This window comes from Moorena bouillonii PNG (genome assembly GCF_001942495.1).
Taxonomy (GTDB): Bacteria; Cyanobacteriota; Cyanobacteriia; order Cyanobacteriales; family Coleofasciculaceae; genus Moorena; species Moorena bouillonii.
On the sequence record NZ_MKZS01000001.1, the window covers coordinates 2,039,847 to 2,055,324 of the forward strand.

The 15,478-nt window shown below is 43.6% G+C and carries 18 protein-coding genes; 11 read left to right on the forward strand and 7 right to left on the reverse strand.

From position 1 onward, the window contains the following. Positions 1 to 204: 204 nt before the first annotated feature. The gene (locus BJP37_RS08465) at positions 205 to 687 is read right to left on the reverse strand and encodes an SRPBCC family protein (RefSeq protein WP_075897982.1); all 483 of its coding nucleotides are present in this window, start codon (positions 685 to 687) and stop codon (positions 205 to 207) included. Between the two features lie 266 nt (positions 688 to 953). Between BJP37_RS08465 and hemF the strand changes: the two genes are divergently transcribed. Both hemF and BJP37_RS38795 read left to right on the forward strand, forming a co-directional pair. Continuing rightward, positions 954 to 1,988, forward strand: coding sequence for an oxygen-dependent coproporphyrinogen oxidase (gene hemF, locus BJP37_RS08470; protein WP_075897984.1), 1,035 nt, complete (start codon positions 954 to 956; stop codon positions 1,986 to 1,988). A gap of 35 nt (positions 1,989 to 2,023) precedes the next feature. Then, complete coding sequence (locus tag BJP37_RS38795) at positions 2,024 to 2,179, forward strand: hypothetical protein (protein ID WP_158069489.1); 156 nt, start codon at positions 2,024 to 2,026, stop codon at positions 2,177 to 2,179. A 102-nt stretch (positions 2,180 to 2,281) separates the two neighbouring features. Here the strand turns inward: BJP37_RS38795 and BJP37_RS08475 are convergent, their stop codons facing one another. After that, positions 2,282 to 2,461 carry a hypothetical protein gene (locus tag BJP37_RS08475; RefSeq protein ID WP_075897986.1) on the reverse strand — a complete coding sequence of 60 codons (180 nt, stop codon included), beginning with the start codon at positions 2,459 to 2,461 and terminating at the stop codon, positions 2,282 to 2,284. Between the two features lie 411 nt (positions 2,462 to 2,872). On the opposite strand from BJP37_RS08475, the gene BJP37_RS08480 reads away from it, so the two are divergent. Both BJP37_RS08480 and psb29 read left to right on the forward strand, forming a co-directional pair. Further along, a complete protein-coding gene (locus tag BJP37_RS08480) occupies positions 2,873 to 3,241 on the forward strand; it encodes an STAS domain-containing protein (RefSeq protein ID WP_070396558.1) in 369 nt (122 codons plus the stop codon). Between the two features lie 120 nt (positions 3,242 to 3,361). Further along, entirely contained in the window at positions 3,362 to 4,144 is a 783-nt protein-coding gene (gene psb29, locus BJP37_RS08485; protein ID WP_075897988.1) for a photosystem II biogenesis protein Psp29, read from the forward strand. Between the two features lie 199 nt (positions 4,145 to 4,343). Here the strand turns inward: psb29 and trxA are convergent, their stop codons facing one another. Beyond that, the gene (gene trxA, locus BJP37_RS08490) at positions 4,344 to 4,661 is read right to left on the reverse strand and encodes a thioredoxin (protein ID WP_075897990.1); all 318 of its coding nucleotides are present in this window, start codon (positions 4,659 to 4,661) and stop codon (positions 4,344 to 4,346) included. A 152-nt stretch (positions 4,662 to 4,813) separates the two neighbouring features. Between trxA and fabG the strand changes: the two genes are divergently transcribed. From fabG to BJP37_RS08505, 3 genes are all read left to right on the forward strand, one after another. Next, on the forward strand, positions 4,814 to 5,590 hold the full coding sequence (gene fabG, locus BJP37_RS08495) for a 3-oxoacyl-[acyl-carrier-protein] reductase (RefSeq protein ID WP_075897992.1): 777 nt from the start codon (positions 4,814 to 4,816) through the stop codon (positions 5,588 to 5,590). A 115-nt stretch (positions 5,591 to 5,705) separates the two neighbouring features. Next, positions 5,706 to 7,376, forward strand: coding sequence for a chaperonin GroEL (gene groL / locus BJP37_RS08500; RefSeq protein WP_070396559.1), 1,671 nt, complete (start codon positions 5,706 to 5,708; stop codon positions 7,374 to 7,376). A gap of 228 nt (positions 7,377 to 7,604) precedes the next feature. Continuing rightward, positions 7,605 to 8,219 carry a hypothetical protein gene (locus tag BJP37_RS08505; protein WP_070391961.1) on the forward strand — a complete coding sequence of 205 codons (615 nt, stop codon included), beginning with the start codon at positions 7,605 to 7,607 and terminating at the stop codon, positions 8,217 to 8,219. A 29-nt stretch (positions 8,220 to 8,248) separates the two neighbouring features. Here the strand turns inward: BJP37_RS08505 and BJP37_RS08510 are convergent, their stop codons facing one another. Both BJP37_RS08510 and BJP37_RS08515 read right to left on the reverse strand, forming a co-directional pair. Then, complete coding sequence (locus tag BJP37_RS08510) at positions 8,249 to 9,361, reverse strand: hypothetical protein (protein WP_075897994.1); 1,113 nt, start codon at positions 9,359 to 9,361, stop codon at positions 8,249 to 8,251. Positions 9,362 to 9,503: 142 nt separating this feature from the next. Then, on the reverse strand, positions 9,504 to 11,573 hold the full coding sequence (locus BJP37_RS08515) for a prolyl oligopeptidase family serine peptidase (RefSeq protein ID WP_075897996.1): 2,070 nt from the start codon (positions 11,571 to 11,573) through the stop codon (positions 9,504 to 9,506). A 241-nt stretch (positions 11,574 to 11,814) separates the two neighbouring features. Here BJP37_RS08515 and BJP37_RS08520 point away from each other — a divergent pair, with 241 nt between their 5' ends. From BJP37_RS08520 to BJP37_RS08535, 4 genes are all read left to right on the forward strand, one after another. Further along, positions 11,815 to 12,420, forward strand: a complete 606-nt coding sequence (locus BJP37_RS08520; RefSeq protein WP_075905895.1) for a Uma2 family endonuclease — start codon at positions 11,815 to 11,817, stop codon at positions 12,418 to 12,420. A gap of 318 nt (positions 12,421 to 12,738) precedes the next feature. Next, positions 12,739 to 12,927 carry a type II toxin-antitoxin system HicA family toxin gene (locus BJP37_RS08525; RefSeq protein ID WP_075905897.1) on the forward strand — a complete coding sequence of 63 codons (189 nt, stop codon included), beginning with the start codon at positions 12,739 to 12,741 and terminating at the stop codon, positions 12,925 to 12,927. Continuing rightward, positions 12,914 to 13,132 (forward strand): type II toxin-antitoxin system HicB family antitoxin, encoded by a 219-nt coding sequence (locus tag BJP37_RS08530; RefSeq protein WP_070391965.1) that lies wholly within the window; start codon positions 12,914 to 12,916, stop codon positions 13,130 to 13,132. The genes BJP37_RS08525 and BJP37_RS08530 overlap by 14 nt, the downstream gene beginning before the upstream one ends. Positions 13,133 to 13,488: 356 nt before the next feature. Continuing rightward, positions 13,489 to 14,547: a transposase gene (locus tag BJP37_RS08535; RefSeq protein ID WP_081431112.1), complete on the forward strand. Its 1,059-nt coding sequence runs from the start codon at positions 13,489 to 13,491 to the stop codon at positions 14,545 to 14,547. A 104-nt stretch (positions 14,548 to 14,651) separates the two neighbouring features. Here BJP37_RS08535 and BJP37_RS08540 read toward each other — a convergent pair whose 3' ends face one another. Together BJP37_RS08540 and BJP37_RS08545 are read right to left on the reverse strand one after the other, a co-directional pair. Further along, complete coding sequence (locus tag BJP37_RS08540) at positions 14,652 to 14,918, reverse strand: hypothetical protein (RefSeq protein ID WP_075897998.1); 267 nt, start codon at positions 14,916 to 14,918, stop codon at positions 14,652 to 14,654. A gap of 127 nt (positions 14,919 to 15,045) precedes the next feature. Beyond that, positions 15,046 to 15,270 (reverse strand): hypothetical protein, encoded by a 225-nt coding sequence (locus tag BJP37_RS08545; RefSeq protein WP_075898000.1) that lies wholly within the window; start codon positions 15,268 to 15,270, stop codon positions 15,046 to 15,048. Positions 15,271 to 15,478 lie beyond the last annotated feature (208 nt).

Consider the following 15,478-nt stretch of genomic DNA (forward strand, 5'->3'; position numbering starts at 1 on the left):
TACACACTAGTTTCCGGGATAATTCTCCCCATTTCCCGCTTTTCCCGATTCCCGATTCCCGATTCCCGATTCCCGATTCCCGACTCCCGACCCAAATGTAAAAAACCTACCCCTGTGAGATCTCCCCATCTCCCTATTTCCCCATCTCCCCATCTCCCCATCTCCCGATCCAACCAATCTACTATCTTTGAATGCAACTCGGTATTAGATTGCTCTGACCTGCTCGGCAGCCTGGGCTAATTCAAATACCACCCGCGCCACGTAGGGGCGAATCATCCACCAGATTAAGGGTGATAACCAGCCTTTTAGGGTAACTGAGTAGGAAATATAGGTACCACAAAGGGTGGATTCTACCTGGTAAGTGACGCGATTTTCAACTCCAGGAATTGCCAGAAATCTTATACTGAGTAGCTCACCGGGTAAGACACGCTCTACAAAAATTCGCACCGGAATGGGGATCAAGCGAGTGACTACCTGATAAATTAAACCAGGTTTAGCCATTAAACCTTTTGGAGCATTGGTACTTGACAGCAGAGGATTCCAAGACACATCTGCTAAGTTGATCAGTTTTTGCCAGAGAACTTCCACTGGGGCAGTACTCAGGGCGCGATAGGTCTTGAAGAGGGAAAACTTACACCAAACCCCCTCGTGACCAGCAATTAACTTGAAAGAAAAATTAAGAATCACTACACGCCTCCCGCAGCTATGCTCAGGCAGATTTATGATCTTCCCCAAATGGCTTTGGTTGAAAAATCCATCTTTATTTAGGATATGATCTCAACTGCCTGGGAGTTTTGCCAACCCCCAGGGCTTCCCCTGAAGGTACCCGATCGTACCAACGAATAATTACCAACCAATAATTACCAACCAATAATTACCAACCAATAATTACCAACCAATAACATTGGCAAGGCAAACTTAAGGTTTGGCTTAGATACTCACTAGGATTGTTTATGACAGCTTTTCAGACGGACACAACAACTACCACTAATACCACTTCTTTACCTCCTGCTGACTCTAGGGAGAGAGTCAAGCAGTTGATGCAACAGCTGCAAGATACGATTTGTGAAGCTCTAGTAAAAGATGACGGGATTGGCACCTTCACAGAAGATGCTTGGGAAAGAGAAGAAGGGGGTGGTGGTCGTTCCCGTGTGATGCGCGATGGTTCAGTAATCGAACAGGGTGGGGTTAACTTTTCGGAAGTTTGGGGCAAACAGCTGCCACCTTCAATTTTGAAGCAGCGCCCCGAGGCAGCTGGACATGGTTTTTTCGCTACTGGTACCTCCCTAGTATTGCATCCTCGTAATCCCTATGTGCCCACAGTTCACCTAAATTATCGCTACTTTGAGGCAGGACCAGTCTGGTGGTTTGGTGGGGGAATCGATTTGACCCCTTACTATCCCTTTGCTGAAGATGCTGCCCATTTGCACCGCCAATTGAAACAAGCCTGTGATACTCATCACCCTGAGTATTACCCAGTGTTCAAGTCTTGGTGCGATGAGTATTTTTATCTGAAACACCGTCAAGAAATGCGGGGTGTTGGGGGCTTATTTTTTGACTATCAAGATGGCACGGGTAAACTCTATCGTGGTCCCCATCCAGATGGTCCCGCAGCAGCTTACAGTGACAAGCTTGGGGTTTTAGAGCCTCGGAGTTGGGAAGAGTTATTTGCCTTTGTCACAACCTGCTCTGAGTCCTTTTTACCCGCTTATCTACCCATTGTAGAGCGCCGTCGCAATATGGAATATGGAGACAGAGAGCGTAACTTCCAACTCTATCGTCGGGGTCGATATGTAGAATTTAACCTGGTGTATGACCGAGGCACAATTTTTGGTCTGCAAACTAACGGGCGTACTGAATCCATCCTGATGTCCTTACCCCCCTTGGTGCGTTGGGAATACGGTTACCAACCTGAACCCAATACACCCGAAGCTGAACTGTATGAGACATTTCTCAAGCCTCAAGACTGGGCAAACTGGACAGCTTAAACTGTTGTCATATCACTTATGGGAATACTAGGTCGATGTTAGGTATCAGTCGTCAGGTATCAGTCGTCAGGTATCAGTCGTCAGCTATCAGCCGTCAGCTATCAGCCGTCAGGTATCAGCCGTCAGCTATCAGCCGTCAGGTATCAGCCGTCAGGTATCAGCCGTCAGCTATCAGTCGTCAGCTGAAGTAACTCAGCATTATTCCAATGCTTACCTGTTGTCTTGATGCAGTAGCTCATGGGGGAAACCCCCTTTGGCGGCGCTGCATCGCTTATTCACAAGCTGATAGCACCTCAAGTACCATGGCCTACGGCCAATGACTGATAGCTGATAGCTGATAGCTGATAGCTGATAGCTGATAGCTGATAACTGATAGCTGATAACTGATAGCTGATAACTGATAGCTGATAACTGATAGCTGATAACTGATAGCTGATAACTGATAGCTGGGTAAAGATAGAATAGAAATCCAAGATTCATCCCCATCATTACCTTCATCTTCAGGTCTTATGGCCAGATTTGTGCAAAAATTTGGATACGCTCCCTGACATTTCACCAATCACTGTAAGCTAAACTAGCTTGCAGTGAGTAGCTCTATGATCCCAATCACAGAGGGCTTGCTTTAAGAAAAGTCTTCCCCGCTTAATTTGTTAGTCAGGGCGTATTAGTCAGGGCGTATTAATTAAAAAACATTTTGGAGCTTTTTCAGTTGGCTGGGAAGCAGTCAGGGGCTAAAGGTGGCGCTAGTCCTACAGGTGCCCTTGACCCATTAAGAATTAAATTCGCCACGGGTCGCACCTGAATCGTTCGGGACGCACTCTCAACTCTTAATGATTAGATTTGGTAAGGTTTCAATCAGCCGTAGCTGCGACAAGGAGGTGCTGATGGTTCATATCGATCAGAAAACTCATACTACTGAAGATGGTACAAATGTGATTGTTTTGAAACCGATTGGACGCCTGGACATCACTACAGCTTGGCCTTTTCGTCTGAAATTGCAAGAGTGTATTTCCCAACTGCGCAGGCATGTAGTGGTTAATCTGAGTCAGGTTGACTTTATTGATAGTTCGGGTTTGACATCCTTAGTGGCTGGCATGCGAGATGCTGACAAAATTAAGGGCAGCTTTCGCATTTGTTCTGTTCATCCAGACGCCAAGCTCGTGTTTGAAGTCACTATGATGGACACGGTGTTTGAAATTTTTGAAACGGAGGAAGAAGCCTTAGATGGTTTATCCAGTAGTATCCCCACCTGAATCAACCAATCTGGCATCGGCGGATGAAACTGGCAACCCCCACCATCATCTTTGATTTGGTGCTAGGCGCTTCATCGGAGATAATAAAAATAATATAAAGCTTCAATTCTGATCTGCCTTGTGAATACTGTTCGCACAGTCTCGGATACTAAACGGGATTTCTACACCTATCACACTCGTCCCATTAACTCTATTTACCGACGTGTAGTAGAAGAGTTGATGGTAGAGATGCATTTGCTGTCGGTTAATGTCGATTTTAACTACGACCCCATCTATGGCTTAGGTGTGGTGACATGCTTTGACCGGTTTATGCAGAGCTATCAACCGGAAAATGATAAAGAATCAATTTTTAATGCTCTGTGTCAAGCAGTCGGAGGTGAAGCTCACCAGTACCAGGAAGATGCCCAAAGGCTCAAAAGTAGCGTAGAGTCTATGTCTGGAGAAGATTTGCTCTCCTGGTTCAGTTCCCCAACCTCTGAGAATGGGACTGGGGATTTGGCTACCACTATAGCTGCGATCGCACAAAATTCTCAGTTTAAGTACAGCAGATTGTTTGCCATTGGTTTATTTTCACTACTAGAGCAGGCGGACTCGGAGTTAGCTCAGGATCAAAAGCAGCTCGAAGAAGTAATTAACAAAATTACTAGTGGATTAAACCTTCCTTCCGAAAAGCTCAAAAAAGACTTGGAGTTGTACCGCAGCAACCTGGAAAAAATGGCACAGGCTCGGGTAGTGATAGAAGATGCCATTCAAGCTGATCGCAAAAAGCGGGAGGAGCGTGCTAAAGAGAAAGAAAAATCAGCTACCCCTAGCAGCGATTCCACCCCATCTGCCGAAGAAGAATCAGATTCCTCTTCGGATTCCTCTTCGGATTCCTCTTCGGATCAAGCCCCATCTTCCTAGCTAGGTTTTTTGGTCTAGCAGGCTGATATCCCCCGGATAAATCCCAGATAAATCACGGGGGCTAATCCCATCACTCTGGGAAAAAAGGTCAAAGAGCAAGGTACCTAAGCAATCAGCAATCAGCAATCAGCAATCAGCAATCAGCAATCAGCTGATAATCTCAGTCCTGGTATCAAGGACAATCTCACCCGAAATTATCTTAAATCAAAGGTTGTAATAGTTGAATCAGGTCTTCCGCTTGTCTGAGCCCCTCTATCCGTTGTTGAGGCTGACCGTTTTTAAACAGTACCAAGGTTGGTAACGCCTCAATGCCATACTGGGAAGCAAGCTGGGGGTATTTGTCCGTGTCAATTTTTACAACTTTCAAACGATCTTTGAGCTCAGCATTGACCTGTTCTAGGATAGGAGCCATCATCTGACATGGCCCACACCAAATGGCATAGAAATCTACCAACACGGGCACATCTGAGCCAGATAATAATTCTTGGAACGTTGTGAACTGCTTTTTAACGGCCATGAGCAAGAAACCTTTCCTAGTCCTTCTGCTCGATTCTAGTCCAAAATGATTGGAGCTGGATTAACCTAAAGATTCTTGTAAAGTTAACTTTGGAGGAAACCTATCCTGCCCACAGGAGAAGATTAGGCAGGATTGAAAACAATTCAAGGTTTATGGAAACATTACAGACATCTGGGCAACCATCTTCCCAACAATTAAGCGATCGCATAGCCATCGTGACCGGTGCCTCGCGAGGAATTGGCCGAGCTATAGCCCTGGCCTTAGCTGGGTCAGGGGCAAAGGTTGTAGTCAACTACGCCAGTTCCAGTACTGCAGCTGATCAGGTTGTAGGGGCTATCATTGATGCTGGGGGTGAAGCTTTAGCACTTCAGGCTGATGTGTCTCAAGCTGAACAAGTTGATGCCCTAGTTAAAGGGACTCTCGAAAAGTTTGGTCGTATAGACGTGCTAGTGAATAATGCTGGGATTACCCGCGACAACTTGTTATTGCGGATGAAACCCTCAGATTGGCACGCAGTAATTAATCTCAACCTGACTGGGGTATTTGTATGTATCAAAGCAGTGAGCAAACTGATGCTCAAGCAAAAGTCTGGTCGGATTATCAATATTGCTTCAGTAGCAGGACAGATGGGAAACCCTGGTCAAGCCAATTACAGTGCTGCCAAAGCTGGTGTGATTGGCTTAACCAAAACCGTTGCCAAAGAGTTAGCTAGTCGTGGCATTACAGTCAATGCCGTAGCTCCGGGTTTTATTGCCACTGATATGACCACTGACCTTAAGTCAGAAGCCATTATCGAGCACATCCCTCTAGGTCGTTACGGTCAGCCAGAAGAAGTAGCTGGGATGGTGAGGTTTTTGGCAGCTGATCCAGCTGCTGCCTATATCACTGGACAAGTGTTTAATGTCGATGGTGGTATGGTTATGGCTTGAACCCCCCGGCAGGTCTGTGTTTCAAGTTCTGGAAAGTTTAAAATTGTCAGACGAATTAGCACTCTTCGTGTAAGAGTGCTAAATTTGCTAATGGAGACACAAAGCAAGTTCAACAATGGCAAAAATCGTTTCGTTTGACGAAGAATCCAGACGCTCATTGGAGCGGGGGGTTAATGCCCTAGCTGATGCTGTACGTATTACCCTTGGTCCAAAAGGTCGTAATGTGCTTCTGGAAAAACAGTATGGGGCACCCCAGATTGTCAATGATGGTATTACCGTTGCCAAAGATATTGAACTGGAAGACCCCTTAGAAAATACTGGCGCTAGACTGATTCAAGAAGTCGCATCCAAGACTAAAGACGTTGCTGGAGATGGCACTACCACAGCTACCATTCTGGCTCAGGCCATGATTCGAGAAGGTCTTAAGAATGTGGCAGCTGGCGCAAATCCTGTAGCTGTGCGCCGAGGAATCGAAAAAACTGTTGCCGAGCTGGTCAAAGAGATTGAGGGCATGGCACAGCCGGTTCAGGGAACTGGGATCGCTCAAGTTGCTACAGTCTCCGCTGGTAACGATCCAGAAGTGGGTGAGATGATTGCCCAAGCCATGGAAAAGGTCACCAAAGATGGTGTGATCACCGTTGAAGAATCCAAATCCCTCTCCACCGAATTAGAAGTAGTGGAAGGGATGCAGATCGATCGCGGTTATATTTCCCCTTACTTCGTGACCGATAACGAACGGATGACAGTGGAATTTGAAAACCCCTACATCCTGATTACCGATAAAAAGATTAGTGTGATCCAGGATTTGGTACCGATTCTGGAAAAAGTGGCTCGTGACAGCAAACCCTTGCTGATTATTTCCGAAGATCTAGATGGAGAAGCCTTGGCAACTCTGGTGGTGAATAAGGCCAGGGGTGTGTTGAATGCCGCTGCGGTCAAGGCACCGGGATTTGGCGATCGCCGCAAGCAAATGTTACAGGATATTGCCGTTTTGACCGGTGGTCAGGTGATATCCGAAGATGTTGGTTTGAGCCTGGATACTGTCTCTCTAGATATGCTAGGAAATGCTACCAAAGTTAGCATTGACAAAGATAGCACCACCATTGTAGCTGGTGGTCAAACTAAGGCAGATGTAGAAAAGCGAGTTGAGCAAATCCGCCGCCAGCTAGCAGAAACTGACTCCGAATACGATAAGGAGAAACTGCAAGAACGGATTGCTAAACTGGCCGGTGGTGTAGCCGTAATTAAGGTTGGTGCGGCAACTGAAACAGAACTCAAAGACCGCAAGCTGCGGATTGAAGATGCCCTCAATGCTACTAAAGCTGCGGTAGATGAAGGGATTGTTCCTGGTGGTGGTACAACCTTGATTCGCTTAATAGAAAAAATTCCTGCACTGACAAACGACCTACAGGAAGAAGAGACAGTTGGTGCAACTATTGTAGCCAGGTCATTAGAAGCTCCCCTGTGTCAGATGGCCGATAATGCTGGTGTTGAAGGTTCCGTCATTGTAGAGAAAGTACGGGAGAGTACTGGTAACGTTGGCTATAATGCTGCTACTGACACAATTGAAGACTTGATTGCTGCAGGTATTATTGACCCTGCCAAGGTAGTACGCTCATCCCTACAGAATGCTGCCTCTATCGCTGGTATGGTCTTGACCACAGAAGCCCTGGTGGTAGAGAAACCTGAACCCAAATCCGCTGCTCCTGCTCCCGACATGGGTGGCATGGGCGGCATGGGCGGCATGGGTGGCATGGGCGGCATGGGCGGCATGGGCATGATGTAGTGTCATTAGCTAGTGCCATTATCTAGTGCCATTGCTTTGCTAGAATAAAGCCTTAAAGCAGCCTGTCCTCAGGGACAAGCTGCTTTTTGATTCGTCATTAGTGATGGCGTGAGTCAATCTTGGGTAAACTCATTTATGGAGTATAATTTACCAATCATTATCCAGACTCTTCTTATCCCCCTTTACGAAAAAAACCTTAAACTAGTCTTTTTAAGAGGTTTACTATAAATGGATAACGACCAAAACTTGCTAATCCTGACGATTTATATAATTGGCGTTACTTACGTTTTGTACAAAGCGTTTCAGGAAATAGACAAACTTATAACCGTTAAGGTAGACTCTGATGCTATCAATCAGGAACTGGAAAAGCACAATCTTAATGATTTCATGGAAGTCAACTTTGGCTTCGATCCTAGCTATAAATTGGATGACTTAAAGGATCTTAAACTGAGTGTTAAAAATAAAACCAACGAGAATCCTGTTTATATTGAAATAGACTGGGATAAGAGTATTATCACTGACTTAGGAAATAATGCACGACCTATGGTTTGGGTAAATTCTGGTGATATGGAAGAGGCACCGAAAAGCCAAGACGTTGGTAAAATTCGTCCTGGTCAAAATTGCGAATTTAAGCTGAGCGATGAAAAGATTAAAGATGCATTATTTCCGGAGAAAGACTTGAAGAAGGCGATTAAAAATGGTGGCCAATTTAATCTCCAATTATTATTCAATATATTTGAACCAAATACTGGAAAAAGCAGTTCGTGCTACTTACCCTGTAGGTTTACACCGATCAAGGTACACTGGACCCAGGCTATAGTTCTTGCCTTGCAGCCTCAATAGGTCTAGCAGTTGGGAGTCTATTTGGGAGTCTATTTAGAGGATTTTGGTTTGTCTCCAGTATTACGAACGTTGACCAACTTATTGAGTACTTCAAACCAAAAGGGGGCTCCCATACAGATTGCGATCGCACTCAAAATAATCCCGACAACGAATTTGAAGTAAACCCAAGTCAAACCCAGCTCTCTGGGAAGATGATTCGGTTCTTCAAACTGCTCTATAAGATTAGTTTCTCCCCAGCCAATGGGAAGAAAGGCTAGGTCATCTACAGCTGAGGTTATACTATCATAACAGTCATTACTGTTTGATTCTTGCTGTAAACAGGCACCGGTTTCATTAACAATTCTATTAGTGACTTGATTGACAGCAGCTCTTACACTGTGGTTTTTATAGAATTGATTGCTGATATTGATGGTATCGATATTCAAGGCTAGGGAAATCACTAATCCAATTAAAAAAGATATGGCTTTAGACTGACGCTTGTATACCCCTGCCGCTCGTGCCATGGATTCGTCAAACCATGTTGCTAGTTCTTCTTGGAGTTTTTTCAGGTCTTTGTTCCGGTCAGAGTATTCAAATTTTGCTTTATCAATCAGGGTTAAAAGGGTTATCTTTAAGTCTTCCGGAAGTAAATTTTTTATCTTCTCTTCTTCAAGGGCTGTTTTAAAATTGTCCAGGGTAATCTCGGCATTATTTTTTAAGGTTGATGCCTGCTGAACAATGGTCATGATTAAAGCGGTGGCAAAGGTATCTGATGGAATATAGGAAGGCCCACTAACCTTTGAGTTAGATTTTGACTTTAATTCATTTTGGTTATCTAGGTCTTTGGCTTCGTGATTAACTGATTTAAGCAACGGATTTTGATATAATTTTTTTAAAAGCCGTTTGGTCTTTTTTAAATTGTTAATCTGATCAACGGTTACATTAACTGATTCTTGATCTGACTCATCGACCACATCTTTCAGGGTTATATTTCCTAACTGAATCCCACCATTAATTAAATTTTCGATAGCCCTCTGCAGGTGTTTAGCCCGCCATTGTAAAACGCTAGCGAGATATTCTTGGATTTCAGAGGCTAACAGACTGGTAATCAGGTAGACAAAAAATAAGCCAAGGGCAACGTTTAAAATAGCAGATAGGTCCATGATTAACCAGCACTCTAGTCAAAAAGAGCAGTAGAAGTGGGCTTTTTTGCCCCCTTCTGTCAAAAAAATGATATACGATCTAGTGAACTGCGTCCTAGATCCTAGCCTGAAAATCCTAGGCAAGTTATGCTCTGTTTAACTTCTAAACCTCTACCTCTAGGCTTCTGAGTAAGAACGCCCACTTATCAGCAATCTCTTCAATTATCTTACTGGTGGGCTTCCCTGCACCATGGCCTGCTTTGGTCTCAATGCGAATTAACACTGGTTGTTCCCCTTCATGGGCCTCCTGCAAGGCTGCCGCAAATTTGAAACTATGGGCAGGGACAACCCGGTCATCATGGTCAGCGGTGGTAATCAGGGTAGCAGGGTAAGGGGTTTTTGGTTTGAGATTGTGTAATGGGGAATAGGCGTAAAGGGCTTTAAATTCCTCTGGGTTATCTGGGGAACCGTAATCGGAACACCAGGCCCAACCAATGGTAAACTTATGGAAGCGCAACATATCTAGTACTCCCACCGCTGGTAGGGCTGCACCGAATAAGTCTGGACGCTGAGTCATGGAAGCACCGACCAATAATCCCCCATTGCTACCGCCTGCGATCGCAAGTTTCTGTGGTGAGGTGTACTGAGCACCAATTAGCCACTCCGCCGCCCCTATAAAATCATCAAATACATTTTGCTTGTTGAGTTTTGTCCCAGATTGGTGCCAATCTTCCCCATACTCACCGCCACCACGGAGGTTGGCAACAGCATAAACACCTCCCATTTCCATCCATACCAGATTGCTAATGGAGAAATTGGGGGTTATGGAGATATTAAAGCCGCCGTAACCATAGAGGTAAGTGGGGTTATTGCTATCTAACTCCAATCCCTTCTTGTGGGTGATAAACATAGGCACTTGGGTGCCATCTTTGCTAGGGTAGAAAACTTGTTTGGTCTCGTAGTCATCGGGATTAAAGTCTACCTGGGGCTGCCGGAAAATCGTACTTTCCCCACTTACCATGTCGTAGCGATAGATGGTTGCAGGGGTGGTGAAGCTGGTATAGCTGTAGAAGGTTTCGGTATCATAACGTAACCCATTGAAACCACCAACCGAACCAATACCAGGTAATTCGACTTCCCGCACAAAGGAACCATCCAGGTCAAAAATTTTGATGGAGGAGTGAGCATCTTTGAGGTAATCGGCCACAAATTGGTTGTTGAGTAAGCCAACACCTTCTAGGGTTTCATCGGCTTGGGGAATTACTTCTTGCCACTGTGCCTGAGCAGGATGATTAGTATCTATGGCAATAACTCGACTACGAGGGGCATCTAAGTCTGTGCTGAACCAAAATACTGATTGATCATTCCCGATGAAGCTATAGCTGGCATCAAATTCGTTAATGAGTTCCACAACTGGGGAATCTGGGTCTTGCAAATTTTTATAAAACACCAGATTCTTGGGGTCAGTACCCTGGTCAACTATAATGATAAGATAATTACCATCTTCAGTGACTCGACCACTAAAGAACCATTCTTTCTGGTCAGGGCGCTCATAAATCAGACTATCTTCTGACTGGGGTGTGCCCAACTTATGATAATAGAGCTTTTGATAATAATTGAGCTCTTCTAACTTAGTGGCTTCATTGGGTTCATCGAAGCGGCTATAGAAGAAACCTTGATGGTCGTGATTCCAAGATGCCCCAGAAAACTTTACCCACTTAATCTGATCTGAGAGGTCAAGACCGGTTTCCACCTCCCGCACTTGCCACTCTTGCCAGTCAGAACCAGACCTACACAGACCATAGGCTAGCAGCTTACCATCTTTACTAATGGCTAAACCCGATAGGGCAACGGTACCGTCTTCTGAAAGGGTGTTGGGGTCAAGTAATAGGGTTGGTTCAGCATCTAGGGAGGTCAAGGTGTAGAGAACACTTTGGTTCTGAAGACCATCGTTTTTGAAATAGAAGTAGCGATCGCCTTTTTTAAACGGAGTGCTATATTTCTCGTAATTCCATAGCTTGGTGATGCGCTGCTTAAGTGTTTCCCGTTTTGGTATTTCGCTGAGATAACCAAAGGTGACTTGATTTTGTGCTTCTACCCAAGCCTTAGTTTCCTCTGAATCTGGGTCTTCTAGCCAGCGGTAAGGGTCAGCAACTACAGTACCGTGGTAATCATCGACTTGGTCGGCTTTGCGGCTTTTGGGATAGTTCAGGGGTTGACTGGTAGATGGCATGGTGGCAGATGGTGAAGCGGCGTTTCTAGTGTAACGTTTCTATTCTTTGGGTCGAGGTTGGAGGACATGGGCAGCTATGGAGCTAATCGCGAATTGATCTAAAATCTATATAAGGCTAAATAATCTAAATAATAAGGTAGAGGGATAAGGGTGGAAATTGTAACCGGCAAGATGCCGGTTCCAGCAAGATGCCGGTTCCACCAAGATGCCTGTTGGGGAAGGCAAATCGCGCCTGATAATTATGACTGGATCGATCACACCACAACTAGCAACGCCCTTAGAACTAAAGACTCGTCCGGCTTTTGATATGAGTGATGACGAATTCTTTGCTTTTTGTCAGCTCAATCGGGAGTTACGGATCGAACGCCACCAAGATGGAAGGCTTATTATTATGACTCCTACAGGAGGGGAAACTGGCGGTCGCAATTTTGACTTGATTGTTCAGTTTGGCATTTGGGTGAAGCAAGATGGTACAGGGAAAGGTTTTGATTCTTCTACTGGCTTTATACTTCCCAATGGAGCAAATCGTTCTCCTGATGTTGCGTGGGTCAAGCTAGAGAGGTGGCAATCCCTAACTAAAGAACAACGAAAGAAGTTTGTACCCCTATGCCCTGATTTTGTGATTGAGCTACGTTCTGGAAGTGATCCCCTGGAAAACTTGCAAGACAAAATGGCAGAGTATAGGTCAAATGGGACTGTGCTAGGTTGGCTGATTGACCCACATCAGCGCCAAGTTTATATTTATCGTCTTGGGGCGGAAGTTGAACAGCTGGATAATCCAGCGACGGTAAGTGGTGAGCCAGTTTTACCTGGGTTTGTGCTCCAGATGGATGAGATTTGGTCTTGAGGAGCCTACGTTTTAGGGAGGCTACCCGAGATACTTTGAATTTTTGCGATCGCATTGCTATGGGACTGTGGTAAAAGCTTAAAAAACAGTTCAGCAAAAGTAAGCTATTGCCACTGTTCGCGCTTCTTGACAATATTCGCACAAAAATTTGGCACGCTACTTAAGCCACTTTCACCAGTTGAGATTTTAATCTAGCTTTGAGTTAGATAAACTAGATAATATGTAAAATCTCTACCCAATGCCAAAGAAAATTAGGAGGTGCGACCCGTGGCGAATTTAATTCGCCAACGGAAAGCGCACCTCATAGAACTCAAACAAATGCTTCACCAAGCGGGTTTTACAGAAATACGAGGTAAAGGAAGTCATACAAACTGGATACATCCTCTTTATGCTGGAAAACTAACAGTTTCAGGGAAAGACGGAAACGATGCTAAACCCTATCAAGAAAAGAATGTACAAAAAGCTATTGATGAAGTACTAGGTAATCTTAATAATGATCAAACTTAAATATCAAATGATAATTCAATGGTCAGAAGAAGATAATTGTTTTTTAGTTGGTTTTCCCGACTTCCCCGGACAACAATGGCGGAGTCATGGCGATACTTATGAAGAAGCGGTTAATAATGGAACTGAAGCTTTAGAATCTTTGGTAATAGCCTATCAAGAAACAGGTGAAAATCTTCCCGAACCAACTATCAATACAGCAGCCTAGTTAGTGCGATCTGCTAGTAATCTCAGATCTTGCACCAAAAAAAGTGGCTGTGAGAAGGAACGGCTGAAGTTATTGTTATTAGGGGATTAGAGGCAGTTCTATCCCTGAGTTAGAGACAACTAATCAAATACCTTGAAAAAGCCTCTGTATCCCATAATTTAATGACACTCAATGACCCAGATTATACGGAAAACTATAAATAATCAATAGTTTAGTTATGGCTTCAATTAGACTTGATAGTTTTTTGGATTACATGAGAATTGTGGTAAACTCTTTTCTAAGATTAATGGAGGATAAAGACCCTGAATAAGATTTTACCAGAAGTAGAAAAATTAATCTCAAACTTAAAACAATTAATGCCCACTAGTTATCAACAAGAAACCTTAGAATCCATTTTTGGATTAATCCTTTGTGGGCAAGGTAATTCTGTTCCGGATCATTGTCAAACCAAATCGGCAAGTGCTATTAGTCGTTTTTTAAATAATTATCAATGGTCAACCCGTTCTTTAATTCGTACCGTTCGTTCTTTAATAATCAAATTTATTCTTGATCAAAGAAAAAGAGGAAGAAAACCAACTCTACAAGTAATCCTAGATTTAACTACCCTAGAAAAGGTAGGTAATTTTACCCATCTAGGAAACTTAGTGCGAGTCTATAATCATAAGAAAGGTTTACACATTGTAGTGATGTATTTAGTCCTGGGAAATTGGCGTATTCCTTGGAGTTTCAGGATTTATAGGGGTAAGGGTACTCCCTCCCCATCCCAATTAGCACAGAAGTTATTAAATAATTTCCCTAAAAAAATTACTCAAAATTTTCAAGTTTATGTACTTGGTGATACGGCTTTTGGTACAATTAAATTGATTGATAATATCCGTCAAAAATCCGGCCATGCTATTGTTGGGATTAGGAAAAATCGAACTTTAACTGATGGTCGTAAGGTCTCAGACATTAAAAAGCGTGGTCAAGAAGTTTATTTGAATGGTTTAAAATTACCTGTTTTTTTGTCATGGATATGGTTAAAACGAGATGGCAAAATGATTCAACGTTTTGTGATATCAACTAAACCAATGAAGGGTAAAACTATTGCTCGATGGGGAAAACGTAGATGGCAGATTGAGGGTTTCTTTAAGACAGCTAAACATCGTTTTAGCCTACACCGCTTTGGACAAAAGACAAGACTTGGAGTCTACCGTTGGTTGATTCTGTGTTTAGTTTCTTATTTGTTGGCTTATTGGGTTTATTTACACTTAGGTAAATCGGATAATTTAGATTGGTTTTATTGTGCACAACAAGCACTTATTTTACTTTTACCGCATATTTTGCTTCTCTCTATTTTCAATCATTTAGATACACTTATGCCTTGGTTACATGAGCTTAGTTTTGATTTTTGTCTGATCAGGTGCAAGATCTGAGTAATCCAACTCACTGTATACTTATTCTCTGTTCCCTGCTCCCTGGTCCCTACTCCCTGCTCCCTAAAAACATTTAGCTCACCTAATTTAAAACCGCTATATAGTCATTTTATAGTTATCGAATTATTACGAATAATACGATTAACTAAACTTAAATAATCATCTAATTCTTCATAGCCATCCAATTCTTTTTCTTCCTCGTCCGTGAGGGCAGCTTCTTTTTGTTTGGTGAGTAATCTTTCAATTCGTTCAATCACTAAACTAGAAGCACGAAAAATTTGCACTCCTTCGACTAACTCGATACTGACAGCGCCATCAAGGGGTAAACTTCTAGGTAGGTTTTCTATTTTGATAGGTAAATTTATTGTCATCGACTATATATAGCTTATTAGCTGATAGCACCTCAAGTAGCACCATCTGTAGCGCATTAGCTGATAGCTTACTTTAGCATTTCCTTGGAGTAGGGCTACAATTGCATTTGTATCGAGGAAATAGCGATTACCACTCATCCCTTAGAGTCTTTTGCATTGCTACCGCATCTCCCCCAAAGGTTAATCGCCCCACCAAATCATAAAAATCATACTTTAATTCCTGCTTCTCAACTGATGAAACTGGATCTAAAACAACGACAACATTAACCTCAACTGCCCTTAACTGGGTCGGAATCGTAAGATTCAAACAACCCGATTCATCAGTCTTAGTGGTCAGTTTTAGAACTTCCATTGCCAGTAGAATGAGTGGAGCTTACCTTAGCTTATTTTAGCGCGATTGATCGTCTATTAGCATAGTGCGTTCGCTTTTAGCAGCTCTTTTGGAGCATCGCAAAGTTTTAGCCCTTTGGGCTAATCGCCGATCGCGTAGCGTGACCTACGGTCAATCGCATAAGCGCGGAAGCTGAGGCCGTAGGCCACGCTTTGCGTTCGCGTAGCGG